The organism is Mesorhizobium denitrificans, from assembly GCF_003403035.1.
GTDB classification, from domain to species: domain Bacteria; phylum Pseudomonadota; class Alphaproteobacteria; order Rhizobiales; family Rhizobiaceae; genus Mesorhizobium_G; species Mesorhizobium_G denitrificans.
Genome location: NZ_QURN01000013.1, coordinates 106,053 through 118,751 on the forward strand (window position 1 = coordinate 106,053; position 12,699 = coordinate 118,751).

Annotated in this window: 11 protein-coding genes and 1 pseudogene; 8 read left to right on the forward strand and 4 right to left on the reverse strand. The window is 59.4% G+C overall.

Translation table 11 applies throughout. The features are described 5' to 3' along the window. Positions 1–10 precede the first annotated feature (10 nt). From DY251_RS16355 to DY251_RS16365, 3 genes are read left to right on the forward strand one after another with little or no spacing between them, the layout of a single operon-like run. Positions 11–1,342, forward strand: coding sequence for a UbiD family decarboxylase (locus DY251_RS16355; protein WP_116624981.1), 1,332 nt, complete (start codon positions 11–13; stop codon positions 1,340–1,342). Then, complete coding sequence (locus DY251_RS16360; protein WP_116624982.1) at positions 1,339–1,920, forward strand: UbiX family flavin prenyltransferase; 582 nt, start codon at positions 1,339–1,341, stop codon at positions 1,918–1,920. Before DY251_RS16355 ends, DY251_RS16360 begins: the two co-directional genes overlap by 4 nt. A gap of 45 nt (positions 1,921–1,965) precedes the next feature. Beyond that, positions 1,966–2,490, forward strand: a complete 525-nt coding sequence (locus DY251_RS16365; protein WP_116624983.1) for a TIGR02444 family protein — start codon at positions 1,966–1,968, stop codon at positions 2,488–2,490. Positions 2,491–2,785: 295 nt separating this feature from the next. Here DY251_RS16365 and qatD read toward each other — a convergent pair whose 3' ends face one another. Together qatD and DY251_RS16375 are read right to left on the reverse strand one after the other, a co-directional pair. Then, a complete protein-coding gene (qatD, locus tag DY251_RS16370; protein WP_116624984.1) occupies positions 2,786–3,541 on the reverse strand; it encodes a Qat anti-phage system TatD family nuclease QatD in 756 nt (251 codons plus the stop codon). Then, a complete protein-coding gene (locus DY251_RS16375) occupies positions 3,538–3,972 on the reverse strand; it encodes a hypothetical protein (RefSeq protein WP_245416003.1) in 435 nt (144 codons plus the stop codon). Before DY251_RS16375 ends, qatD begins: the two co-directional genes overlap by 4 nt. A gap of 195 nt (positions 3,973–4,167) precedes the next feature. Between DY251_RS16375 and DY251_RS16380 the strand changes: the two genes are divergently transcribed. From DY251_RS16380 to DY251_RS16400, 5 genes and pseudogenes are all read left to right on the forward strand, one after another. Beyond that, complete coding sequence (locus DY251_RS16380) at positions 4,168–7,143, forward strand: Tn3 family transposase (protein ID WP_116624985.1); 2,976 nt, start codon at positions 4,168–4,170, stop codon at positions 7,141–7,143. Positions 7,144–7,187: 44 nt separating this feature from the next. Continuing rightward, a complete protein-coding gene (locus DY251_RS16385) occupies positions 7,188–8,108 on the forward strand; it encodes a substrate-binding domain-containing protein (RefSeq protein WP_199498857.1) in 921 nt (306 codons plus the stop codon). A 63-nt stretch (positions 8,109–8,171) separates the two neighbouring features. Further along, entirely contained in the window at positions 8,172–9,671 is a 1,500-nt protein-coding gene (locus tag DY251_RS16390; protein WP_116625024.1) for a sugar ABC transporter ATP-binding protein, read from the forward strand. Beyond that, positions 9,668–10,291, forward strand: coding sequence for a ribulose-phosphate 3-epimerase (locus DY251_RS16395; protein WP_116624987.1), 624 nt, complete (start codon positions 9,668–9,670; stop codon positions 10,289–10,291). The genes DY251_RS16390 and DY251_RS16395 overlap by 4 nt, the downstream gene beginning before the upstream one ends. A 496-nt stretch (positions 10,292–10,787) precedes the next feature. Continuing rightward, a pseudogene (locus DY251_RS16400) lies at positions 10,788–11,208 on the forward strand (DUF2083 domain-containing protein); the annotation flags it as partial. A gap of 396 nt (positions 11,209–11,604) precedes the next feature. Here DY251_RS16400 and DY251_RS21795 read toward each other — a convergent pair. Further along, on the reverse strand, positions 11,605–12,180 hold the full coding sequence (locus DY251_RS21795) for an IS630 family transposase (RefSeq protein WP_245416004.1): 576 nt from the start codon (positions 12,178–12,180) through the stop codon (positions 11,605–11,607). Further along, entirely contained in the window at positions 12,164–12,556 is a 393-nt protein-coding gene (locus DY251_RS21800; RefSeq protein WP_116624989.1) for a helix-turn-helix domain-containing protein, read from the reverse strand. Before DY251_RS21800 ends, DY251_RS21795 begins: the two co-directional genes overlap by 17 nt. Between the last annotated feature and the right edge of the window lie 143 nt (positions 12,557–12,699).

Below are 12,699 nucleotides of genomic sequence, written 5' to 3' on the forward strand. Positions count from 1 at the left end.
AGAAAGACGTATGAGAGATTTTGTCCGCAAACTCGAAACGCGCGGTGACCTGCTGATTGTCGATCGTGAGATCGACCCTGCACATGAACTCGCTGCGGTCACCCAGCTCGCCCAGACGAAATGGGCGAAACCGGTAATGTTCACGAACGTCAAAGGCACGCGTTTCCCTGTCGTCAGCAATGTGTACAGCACGCGGGATCGTCTGGCAGAAGTGATCGGCATCAATCCGCTGGATTTCTGCACGCAGTGGAGCAAGCTTGCCTCGCTCGGCGGATCCGAAATGAAGGAACCGCTCGTCCCTGCGCAGGCAGGCGAACTGCCTGAATATGAGGAAGTCAAACTTTCCGACTTGCCTTTGATCACCTATTCCGACCGCGACGGCGCGCCCTATTTCACCTCCGCGATGTTCATCGCCAAAGATCCCGATACCGGAGTCGGCAATCTCTCTTATCATCGTTCGATGTACATCAGCGATAACGAATTGAGATGCCGCCTTGCGCCGCGCCATCATCTGACGATCTACCACGAAAAAGCAGAAAGGAAGGGCCAGGCGCTTGAAGCGGCGATGCTCATAGGACCGCCCGCCCATGCATTTCTGACCGCCGCCGCCCCACTGCCCTATGACGTGGACGAACTCGAAGTCGCAGCCCGCCTCCGCGGCCGTCCCATCGCGATGCGCAGATGCAATCACATAGATCTGGAGGTGCCCGCGGAAACCGAGGTCGTGATCGAAGGACGTTTCTTGCCGAACGAGCGGCGACCTGAAGGACCATTCGGCGAGTTCATGGGATACTACGTCGCTGTCGGCCCCAACGCCGTGTTTGAAGTTCTCGGCGTTACCGTGCGCAAGGATGCCATGTTCCATTCCATTCTGTGCGGATCGCCAGAGGAAGTGCTGACGTTGGAACTGTCTGTTTCGGCCAACATCTACCAGCGGCTGAGCGCTGCACTTCCGGGCATCGTCAACGTTACCTGTCAGCCCTTCGTCAATCATGCGATTGTCCAGATAGAGCCCCAGTTCGAGGGCCACGCGCGACAGGTGATGCTGGCGACAATTGGCGCGGAGCCGATCTGGGCCAAGCAGGTTACGGTCGTCGATACCGACGTGAACATCTACGACATGGATGATGTTCAATGGGCGATTCTGACGCGGTGCAGGCCTGACAAGAACATGATGATCATCGCCGATACGCCTTCTTTCTACCGCGACGAACAGAAGGACCATTGGGGCCGGCTGCTCGTCGATGCAACGAAACCGTGGGGTCGCGAGGCGGAATTCGAGCGCAAGCGTTTGCGCCTGGGTGATGTGGTGCGCGCCGAAGACTGGTTCCCGGGCATATGAGCACGGCATCGCAGCGGCTGGTTGTCGGGATCACGGGCGCATCCGGCGCGATCTATGGGCTCAAGGCGCTTGAACTTTCCCGCGCTGCGAAAGTCGAGACCCATCTCGTCGTCTCGCGCGCTGCGCTGCTCACACTGAATCAGGAACTCGGATTGCAGAAAGCCGATCTCGATGGCCGTGCGGACTTCATTCATGCAGCGTCGGATATTGGCGCGACCATCGCCTCCGGTTCATTCCAGACCATGGGCATGCTGATCGCACCGTGCTCGGTCAAGACCATGTCGGAGATCGCCTCAGGCGTGACCTCCACCTTGTTGAGCCGCGCCGCCGATGTCGTGCTGAAGGAGCGTCGACGCCTCGTCCTGATGTTTCGCGAGACGCCGCTCCATCTCGGTCATCTTCAGACAATGGTCACGCTGACCCAAATGGGAGCAATCATGATGCCGCCCGTTCCCGCATTCTATGCACAACCGCAGAGTCTCGAGGAAATGGTTACGCATTCAGTAGGACGGGCACTCGATCTCTTCGGTATAGATACCGGGCAGGTGAAGCGCTGGGGTGGAATGAAAGAAAGCTGATTCAAACTGCGTCGCTATTCATCGCGATTGAGGAATACGGTGGAGATGTCCCAAGAGGAATCCAACCTTTGGAACTTCATGGTTGAATTCTATGCGCGACCCGGCGTCGCGAATGCCTGCCTTCAACTTCAGGAAAAATACAAAGTCGATGTGCCGCTTTTTCTGGCTGTGCTTCGGGCTGTTGCAGAGGGCCGCGCGGTCAGTTCAGATCAGATACGGGCGTTGGATGTGCAGTGCGCAAATTGGCGCGAAACCGTCATTCAGCCTCTGCGCTCTGTTCGCACAGCGATGAAGGCTCAATCGCAGTTGACCGATAAGATGGGGGCTTGGGAACTGCGCGAAAACATCAAGGCGATTGAGCTTCGTGCAGAACAACTCGAAATCCATAGGTTGGAGCGGCTGATCGCTGAACTGTCCTTGGCTGAATCGCCTGCCATCTCTCAGAATATGTATTTGGCAGCACGGCTCCTGCTCGAAACCAACGGATCAATCTTTGCGGAGTCTCTTCCGACCGAAGCGAATTGGATTATTGATTCACTGGCAAGCTCCTTAGATTGTGCACGTCGATAACGCGTAGTTTCTTCAGCTTTGTGAAGCTCCACTGGCTAGATGCTCCAACCGCATGCTCGAAGTCCAATCCTTGCAGCTTGCAAGCAAAGCCATAGACTTGGATAGGACGTAGAACGCTGTCTATTTTCGGCTGCAAACAGTGGCGAACTTGAACAGTCAGTTTGACGTGCACTGCTGTCCGCCGCAAGGGGGCCGGAAGCGGAATGGCTGCATTCTGCCGCCAACCTAGTAAAGTGGCCACTGGGCGGAACAGCTGACATCCGTCGACTAGGCAACCAGTTCTCGTACGGTTGCATCACGTCAGCATAGGACGAAGGTTCGATTTTACCGCCGTCCTGACGGCATCGACCGGGACACTCCGGACCTCGGCAATAGCGGCAACCGTGGCTTTCACGTCGGCAGGCTCGCTGGGGCGTCCATCAATCTGAGTGAAGGGGCCATCTGTCTCCGTCAGGATTCGATCAATCGGCAACCCGGCGACCAGAGCACGGCCTCGATCCGAACGGGTCATTTCAGTGTTAACGGAGAAATAGCAACCAAGCGTCGCCGCACGTCGAGCCTCACTCTTGCTTCCGGTAAACCAATGCAGCACGACGGTGCCGCGATCCCGCGGGAGATATTGCTCGATCATCTCGAGCACCGCCGGTGCGCTCCTCACGCTGTGGACCGTGAGAATCTTGCCTCCGGCTTCTGCGCATCCCTCAAGGACAGTGCGGAACACATGTTTTTGGGTGTCTAGCGACTTGTAGAAGCGCGGACCGGCGTCGAGGCCGACTTCGCCGACATAGCGTGTCTCAGGCAGGTGACGCTCCCATATTGGCAGCTCGCCGGCGCGCTCCGCGACAAGCTGCGGGTGCAGGCCGAGCGCGGCGCGCACGAAGCGGGTACGACGCGTTAGTTCGTAATTGCGCGACCAGGCCTTCGGCGTCGTCGTGACGGTCAGTGTGTAGATCCGCGCGGCTTCTGCTCTTGCGATCGCGGCCTCAGGGTCGGGATAGAGGTCGAGATGGCAGTGGAAATCTACGCCGGCAGCTTGAGCGGTTTCGGTCATCCTGGGCGCGTCCTGACGCCCGCCAGTAACGCGCCGACCTCCTCAAGGCCGCGCCGATAGACGCCGGCGAGGGCTGCTTGCCGGGCCGGCGATTCATCGAAAAGCGGTCCTGGCTTGTGGATGAGGATCGGCGCCAGTGCCGGCCGGGCGCGAAGCCGCTCGATCGCAAGCTGGAAAGAGCGGATCTGGACACCTTCCGATTGGCGTGTGTCGAGCGCGCGGGCGGTGAGGTCGTCGACCGTGTAGAGGGTGGGATCTGGATCGGGGTGTAGGCCGGCAACGAGTGCTGCCCGTCTGATGAGACAAGGCAGGCAATAGCCGCAATGCTGCGTGCCGAGACCCTGCCAGCGCCCCTTGGTTGGGGACGCGCAGGATAGCGATGAGGGTACGAGGCGGCGTAACAACGCGCCCTTGGCGCAGGCCGCAACCATCTCGCCCTTGGTCCTATCCCAATAGGGGTCGGAACAAGAACTGCCCAAAATCGTACGCTAAGGGCGAACGTAGCGAGAACCCGAGTGTGATATCGGCCGTATTGCACTTGATGTCTGTGGATAGCGTAGCCAAGGCTGACTTACGCGTCGCCCAGTTTGACATCGTTCCATCGAGTATTGTGATGGAGTCGGGCGATGCGCAGACGGAAGCTTCTCAAAGATCAAGATCGGCAAAAGCTCTTCAGGGTGCCGACCGATGAGGAAAGCCTGATCCGACACTATTCGCTGACGTCGGCTGACAGGCTTGAGATTGACCTCCGCAGGCGAGAACACAATCGGCTCGGCTTTGCTGTTCAGCTCTGCCTAATGCGCCACCCGGGTAGAGTGCTTGCCGCTGGAGAGACTCCGCCTCGCGCAATGCTAAAGTATGTTGCCGATCAGGTCGGCGCCGACCTCGGAACGTTCGCGCTCTATGCGCGCCGTGAAGAAACCCGCCGCGATCACACGGCGCGCCTCATGGTGTACCTGGATACGAGAAGCGCAACGGCGCAAGATCGTCGAGCGGCGTTATTGGCTGCAATTCAGACGGCGGCGATGTCCGACGACGGTGCTGCAATAGCCAGTTCCATTGTCGCCGCATTTCGTGAACGCGGTTCCCTGCTTCCGGTGACCGAGACGATCGAGCGAATAGGGCTCGCGGGCCGCTCGATTGCTCGTCGGCGGGCAGAGAGAGCGCTCATCGAAGAAATTCCGCTCGATACGCTCCAATTATTGGATAGGCTGTTGGAGGTTGACCCATCGATCGCCCAGACGCGCTTTCATTGGCTGCGCTCGGCTCCGGAAGCGCCAAGTGCATCGAACCTGGTCGGGCTGACCGAACGGATTGCCTTCCTGCGCAAGCTAGAAATCGATCCGAAATTGCAGGTCCGCATATCGTCAGGACGGTGGGATCAGATGATCCGTGAGGGCAATGCCACACCGGCATGGCTGGCCAACGACTTCAATGCCAGCCGCCGGCGCGCCCTGATTGTGGCGCAGGTCATCAAGCTCGGCCAGAAGCTCACCGATGATGCGGTGACGATGTTCATCAAGCTGATGGGTCGGCTGTTCTCGCAAGCCAATAATCGCAAGAAGCAGCGGCACATGGACTGCAGGCCGGATACCGCCAAAGCGCTGCGCATGTTCCTGGACACGATCACAGCCCTGCAGTCCGCGAACGATTATGGCCGGAACGCATTGGAGGTTCTCGATCAGGAAATTGGATGGCACCGGTTGCTTCGCATGAAGCCTGAGCTCGAGTCGATGGTCGAGGACAACGAGGCGGCGCCATTGACCTTAGCGGCCGAGCAATATGCGACCGTCAACAAATATGCCGGTGCGTTCCTGCAGGCGTTCACGTTCCAATCGGCGCGTCGCCACGATCCGCTTCTTGCGGCTATCGCGCTGCTGAAGCGGCTCTATATCGAGAAGCGGAGGACCCTCCCGGATCGCGTCCCGGTCACCCACCTAAGCAAAACCGATCGACGGCTCATCTTCGAACAGGAAAAGCCCGATCGTCGTCTCTATGAGATCGCCACGCTCGCCGCCTTGCGAGACCGGCTGCGCTCTGCCGACATTTGGGTCGACGGCAGTCGATCCTTCCGGCCGATCGACGAGCATCTAATGCCGCGGTCGACATTCACCAAAATGCAGGAGGAGGATCGCCTTGGGCTGGGCGTCCAGGGTGATGGCGCGGCTTGGCTTGCCGAAGCGCGTCAGATGCTCGACTTCAACCTGAAGCGCCTCGCGCACAGAGCACGGTCAGGAAAGCTCGACGGTGTTCGTCTTGAGGCCGGGACGTTGATCGTGACGCCAACGGCTGGCGAGGTCCCGGCGGCGGCCGAAGAACTGAATGCTGAGATCAGCGATATGTATCCAATGGTTGAGGTACCGGACCTGTTGAAGGAAGTGCACGATTGGACCGGCTTTGCCGACCACTTTACGCATGTCCGCACCGGCGACGTGCCGAGAAATATCTCCGCTATGCTGGCCGGCGTGCTGGCCGATGCGACCAACCTCGGTCCGAAGCGAATGGCGAGCGCATCCAAGGGGATCAGCGCGCATCAGATTGGCTGGATGCGTACATTCCATGCGCGATCCGAAACCTATCGTGCGGCGCAAGCTTGCATTACAGATACGCATGCCCGTCACCCGCATTCTCGCCTGTGGGGCAACGGCACGACATCTTCGTCAGATGGGCAATTCTTCCGCGCGAGCGACCGAGCCGCCAAGCGCGGCGACGTCAATTTGCACTACGGAAGCGAACCCGGTTCGAAATTCTACAGTCATCTGTCCGATCAGTACGGCTATTTCAGCATCTTGCCGATCAGCCCAACAGAAAGCGAGGCAGCTTATGTACTTGATGGGCTATTCGATCAGGACACGATCCTCGACATCCAGGAACACTTCACCGATACGGGCGGTGCTAGCGATCACGTCTTCGGACTGTTCGCCCTGATCGGCAAGCGGTTCGCACCGCGGCTGCGTAATCTCAAAGATCGGAAGTTCCATACGTTCGAGAAGGGCGATGCATATCCAGCGCTGTCAAATCACATCGGGGCGCCGATCAACGCCACGCTGATCCTCGATCATTGGGACGACCTACTCCATCTGGCGGCGTCAATCACGACGCGATCCGTGGTGCCGTCGACGATCCTGAAGAAGCTATCCGCATCTCCGAAGGAAAGCCAGCTTGCCAGAGCATTGCGCGAACTGGGTCGGATCGAGCGATCCTTGTTCATGATCGAATGGTACTCAAGTCCGGCGCTACGGCGGCGTTGCCAGGCCGGCCTAAACAAGGGAGAGGCGGCGCATAAGCTGAAGCGCGCCGTCTTCTTCCACGAGCGCGGAGAGATTCGGGACCGATCGTTCGAAAGCCAGGCGTTCCGCGCCTCCGGCCTCAACCTCGTCGTCAGTGCAATCGTACACTGGAACACTGTCTATCTCGACCGCGCGGTCACACAGCTCAAACGAGCGGGAAGAAATATTCCAGATCCGCTGTTGAAGCATATCTCGCCGCTGAGTTGGGAGCATATCAACCTGACGGGCATCTACACCTGGGATAGCGAGCAACATCTCCCGGAAGGCTTCAGGTCGCTCCGCCTCCCGGTTGGACTAAGGCGTGCCGCATAACGTTCCTGCTCCGTTCGACCTTAGCGTACAATTTTGAGCAGTTCTTGTTCCGACCCCTGCTTGCCCTTGCCGGCATTGCTCAGGCCCAGGACAAGCCGGTGCTCGGCGTGGCGCTGCCGAACCTGACCAACCCCTACTATGTGGCGATGAAGAAGAGTTTTGAGGAGAATGCCGCAACCCAGGGCTTTGATGTCAAGGTGCTGATCGCCGACAATGACGACGCCAAGCAGCTCTCGCAGGTCCAGACCTTCGTTCAGGACAAGGTCAACGCCGTCGCCCTGAATTGCGTCTCTTCGGGTCCTTGCGTGTCCTCGGTGCAGGAACTCAACACCGCGAACATCCCCGTCTTCACCATCAATCTTCTTCCTGATGCGGACGGCTTGAAGCAGGTCGGCGCGACCGTCGTTCAGGCTGTGCAGACCGACCAGAAGATGGGCGGCAAATACATCGGCGAACAACTGATGAAGGATCTCGGCGCCAATGCCTCGGCGGTTATCGGCATTGTCGGCGAACCCACCGCCGCAGCGGCCAATGCGCGCGATGCCGGCTTCAAGGAAGCCATCGCCGTCAATCCCAATCTCAAGGTGGTCGCCCTGGTCAACGGCAAGGTCGAGGAAACGACGTCGCTGAAGGTGACGACGGAAATGCTGCAGGGCAACCCTGAGATGACCATCGTCTATTCCGACACCGAACCGTCGGCGCTGGGCGCGATCGCGGCCATCGAGCAGCTCGGCCGGGACGACGTCAAGCTCTATGCCTTCGTCGACAAGCTCGGCGTGCAGCATATCGCGGAGAACACCATCATGAAGGCCGGCGCCATCCAGGAACCGGCCAGGCTGGCGCAGATCCAGGTCGAGAACATCAAGAAGTATCTCGCCGGCACGAAGCTTGAACCTGTGATCGACAGCCCGCCGCTGCTGGTCAACAAGGACAACGCCGCCGCGACAGCCGACAAGGCCTATTGAGCCGACAGGACGGCCGGGTCCCTCGGGACACCGGCCGCCCGTTCCAGATCGGGTTCGATGTCGATGAGTGATGATCCCTATCGTGCCACCGGCATCAAGAAGGGCTTTGGAGCGATCCAGGTGCTGCATGGCGTCGATTTCGAGGTACGCCCCGGAACAATCCATGCGCTGCTTGGCCACAATGGCGCTGGCAAGTCCACGCTGCTGAAGATCCTGGCCGGGGCCCAGCAGCAGGATGCCGGTGTCCTGATGATGGCAGACGAGGCAGTCTCGTTCTCATCCCCGCGCGACGCCCTGAAAAAGGGAGTCGCCTGCGTCTACCAGGAACTGAGGCTGATCCCCAATCTGACGGTGGCGCAGAACCTCTTCCTCGGCCGCGAACTGACGAAGCATGGCATCAAGGACGATGCCACAATGGTGGGCTATGCCCGCAAATTGCTCGCCGACTATCACTTGCGGGTCGATGCCAACGATCCCGTCAGCGCGCTCTCCCATCCCGAAAAGCAGATGGTGGAAGTCATCGCCAATCTGGATCGCAAGGCGCGCTTCCTGTTCCTCGACGAACCGACAACCGCGCTCGACGGCAACCAAGCGCGCGACATGCTCGACGCCGTGAAGCGCATCGCCACAGCCCGCCAGATCGGCGTCGTACTCGTCTCGCACAAGCTCGATGAAGTACTGTCGGTCTGCGACGAAGTGACGGTTCTGTCGGGCGGCGTCGTCGTTCTTCACGCGCAGGGCGACGGCGTCAGCAAAGAGGCGATCGTTGCCTCGATTGTCGGCCACGCCACGCACACCACCACGGCACCGCCCAGGCGCAAATCGGCCAGCGGCGAAACGTTCCTTGAGATTGCCGCTCTGAGCGGCCCTCGGCTGAGCAGCATCACGCTCAACGCCAACAAGGGCGAGATTCTCGGCATCTTTGGCCTGGTCGGATCCGGCCGCAGCCGTCTCTTGCGAACCCTTTATGGGACCGAGCCGATGACTGGCGGCGAAATCCGTATCGGCGGCGAGCCCTATCAGCCTGTTGGCCCACCCGAGGCGATGGCGTCGGGCATTGCCATGCTGACCGAGGAACGCAAGCGCGACGGCTTTATCCCGCTGATGTCGGCCCTGGGTAATGTCGTGCTGCCGACCTTGTCCCGATACCGCAAGGCGGGCCTCGTCTATCACGCTCTCGCCTCGAACTCGGCCCGCCAGATCCTGGCACGAATAGGAACCCGCGGTGAGTTGGGCAATCAGATCACCGCCCTGTCCGGCGGTAACCAGCAGAAGGTGCTGTTCGGCCGCATCATCGAACAGGATGCCAGGTTGATCCTGCTCGACGAGCCGACCAAGGGCGTCGATATCGGCGCGAAGGCCGACATCTACGACATCATCCGCAGACTTTCGCAGCAGGGACGCTGTGTCGTCGTGGTGTCAAGCGAGGAAGAGGAATTGCTGGAACTCGCCGATCGCATCGTCGTCTTCCGGCACGGCACCTGTGACGGCCATGCGATAGCCGCAGACCAACTGACGATCGCCAATCTGCGTCGTGAAGCCTGGACCGCGGCGGCGGCATGAAGATTTCCGCCAGCCTCCATGCCGCTGACCCTTTGCGCCTGTCGGATGCGGTTGCTGCTGTCGCCCCGCATGTCGGCTCGCTCCACATCGATATCATGGATGGCCGCTTCGCTTCGGCCTTCGGCTTCGGCGAACGGCTCGTCAGCGCGCTGGCCGCATCGCAGGCCCCGCCCCTCGATGTCCACCTCATGCTCGACGATCCCGAGCCCTGGGCTCGGCGTTTCGCCACGCTTGGTGTGCGTTCGGTCGCTTTCCACGCAGAAGCCGTTCGCGACATACGCCGTGTCGTAGCCGCAATTCGCAGTGCAGGCACGTTGGCCTACCTCGCATTCCTGCCACAAACTCCGGTGATACGAATTTCACCACTGCTCCTTGAGGTGGACGGCATCCTGCTGCTGACCGCGCCGCCAGGCGGCGGTGCGTTCGATGCCGCTGCACTGGCGAGGCTCCAGCACTTGCCCAGGGATGTTCGCAAGATTGTCGACGGCCGCATCGAACCGGGCCACTTTGACGTCTGCAGATCCGCCGGCGTGGAGCTGGCCGTTCTTGGAACGGCATTGTTCGATAGTGGGGATGTCGCCGCGCGTGCACGAACTCTGGAAAAACTGGCTGCGGGCTAACCAAGCAAGCTGGAAGGGATTGCACAGTGTTGCTTTCAGGCAGGTAGCATCCGTTCAGGTTCGAAGACCAGCAGGGAGGCGTCCTTGCGCGTTGGCCTGTCAACCGTTCCGGAGGCTGACAGAAAGACGAGCGTGCGGAATCCGAGCGCGATCGGGACGACAGAGTACTGATGAAATACGATCATGCCGAAGCGTGAAGGATCACAAGGGGTCACTCGACACAGGTCCCAACTCTTTACTATGGGTACACAAGTATTTGATAGATATAACGATTCTGACGATGGCGTTTTGATCCACAATAATCCCTCTCGATACCCCACGCCCATTATTAGCCACGCTTGGGCATGTTCTGGCTTGTCCGACCTCCGTGCGACGCGTGGTAGCAAGCAAACGTCTGCTACAGCTGAAAATAGCTCCCTTCCCTCCTAAAATTCTTCAGGCAGCACCGCGTTGGCCTTCCAAAACACCCGACACGATGCTGTGTTCTTCGCCCCCCATCGACCGTGCTGGCAACATCACCAAGCGCCGTAGCGGGGCAAATTGCAATTCGCCCGCTTCGGAGCTGCTTGTCCGCTGTGGAACGTGCATCAGGCTTTCGAAATGCCAGGGCGCATCATCCGCCAACTTGCCGAGACACGATGGAGCCCGCTATTTGAGCGTCGCTACCGAAATTGCCAAGGGCAGTGGAGGTTTCAACATTCCGCAACGACGTTCCGCCATCGCTTTGGGTTGCGAAGTCGCCTACGCAAAGGACTTCGTCTATGCTGAGATCCAATCGCGCAGCATTCGATCCAATTGGTATTTCTTGCCGTATTTGCGAACGCACAAGCTGTCCGCAGCGAGCCGTGCCCCCGCTGAAGAGCAGGTTGACTATCGATCACCAACGACGAGGGATTCTGCCTTACCTAATCTCTTGACTTAATCTCGCAGCCGGTCGCTGATTGCCGACCTGACGCCCCATACGTCTCGCCCTTTTAGATAAATCACGGGACGAGCCGACCGCTGAGGTCGAGGCGCCTGCCGTAACTTCAGCGTACTCGGTTCGGATCCCAATTGACGCTCCCACCGTCCTTGGCCGCGGCAATTTGCGATGATCCATCGCCAATTGTTCCAACACTTTGAGTGCGTTCTCTGGAAAGGGCTTCGGTCTTCTCTTTCCGGACGGCTGCTCACGCATATGCATAAGCATCACTTCAAAGTATGCGCACAGATGTCCTGATCGACTGCGCCCTGCCCGGTCTCGATTGCGATCTGATCGTCTCCGACAGTGCGACGGGCGCACAAGCTGGTCGAGCATCTAAAGCCTGTCGCGATTAATTAGCCTCATATCCGGCAGCTTTGAAGAAATTTCTGCATTCGGCTGGCTCGAACAGGTGGCAGATATCGCCGAGAGCCTGGCAGAGTGCGTCGAAGGTTCTGGCCGCCTTCTTTCGCAGCCGCGCCTTGAGTTTCGAGTAGGCCATCTCGATCGGGTTGAGATCGGGCGAATACGGCGGCAGGAACAGGAGCCAGGCTCCCCTTTGGCGAACCAGTTGTGCGGCGCGCTCGTTCTTGTGGAAGCCGACATTGTCGAGAATGACGACATCGCCGGGCAACAGTTCGGGAGCGAGCTGAGTTTCGACGTAGCGTTCGAAGATGGCGGCATTCATCGGTGCGTTGACAATCCACGGCGCGACAAGACCGTGGCATCGCAGTCCGGCGATGAAGGTCTGCGTCTGCCATTTGCCGAATGGCGCATGCGTCCTGAAGCGCTCGCCCTTCGGTGCCCAGCCGGTGCGTTTGGTCAGCTTGGTGTTGGTCGACGTCTCATCGATGAAGATCAGTCGCGCCAAAGCCTTGTTGAAGAAGCGCTTTCGCCGCCCAATCCATAGTTCACGCGCTTGGCGCACGTCGGGCCGCTGCTGCTCGCTGGCCTGTAGAGTTTTTTTTATGACTGAGCCCCAGGCGGTTGAGCAGGCGCCCGACATTGGAGCGATGCACGCTCACCCCACGCACCTCCAGCTCGACGCAAAGCTCATCCAGTGTCAGTTCACCGGTCTCGGCCAACCGCAAGCGGACAAACTCGGCATGCGGCTCAAGCTTGCCACCGCCAACATGGCCCTGCCGGCGCGCTTCAAGCGAACCAGTCTGCCTGCGCAGTTTGATCAGATTGTTCACAAAGCGAGGCGAAACGCGAAAATGGCGCGCAGCCTCGCGGTGACCATGTCCCTCATCGACATACGCAACAACACGCCGACGCAACTCAAGCGGTAGCGGCTTGCCCATCGCGGTCTCCTTTCAACCGCAATGAATCACGAACTCAAATCAAGGGGAATCCTGAATCCCTTAAATCGCGACACGCTTTAATCGCCATAGGCCATCGCGGCATCGCGCATGTCACCGACGCTGACGACACCTCGACCGGCCGC

Excerpts from the sequence above, each read along its gene's own strand:
- DY251_RS16355 (WP_116624981.1), top strand. The coding sequence starts at position 11 with ATGAGAGATTTTGTCCGCAAACTCGAAACGCGCGGTGACCTGCTGATT.
- DY251_RS16360 (WP_116624982.1), top strand. The coding sequence starts at position 1,339 with ATGAGCACGGCATCGCAGCGGCTGGTTGTCGGGATCACGGGCGCATCC.
- DY251_RS16365 (WP_116624983.1), top strand. The coding sequence starts at position 1,966 with ATGTCCCAAGAGGAATCCAACCTTTGGAACTTCATGGTTGAATTCTAT.
- qatD (WP_116624984.1), bottom strand. The coding sequence starts at position 3,541 with ATGACCGAAACCGCTCAAGCTGCCGGCGTAGATTTCCACTGCCATCTC.
- DY251_RS16375 (WP_245416003.1), bottom strand. The coding sequence starts at position 3,972 with ATGGTTGCGGCCTGCGCCAAGGGCGCGTTGTTACGCCGCCTCGTACCC.
- DY251_RS16380 (WP_116624985.1), top strand. The coding sequence starts at position 4,168 with ATGCGCAGACGGAAGCTTCTCAAAGATCAAGATCGGCAAAAGCTCTTC.
- DY251_RS16390 (WP_116625024.1), top strand. The coding sequence starts at position 8,172 with ATGAGTGATGATCCCTATCGTGCCACCGGCATCAAGAAGGGCTTTGGA.
- DY251_RS16395 (WP_116624987.1), top strand. The coding sequence starts at position 9,668 with ATGAAGATTTCCGCCAGCCTCCATGCCGCTGACCCTTTGCGCCTGTCG.
- DY251_RS21800 (WP_116624989.1), bottom strand. The coding sequence starts at position 12,556 with ATGGGCAAGCCGCTACCGCTTGAGTTGCGTCGGCGTGTTGTTGCGTAT.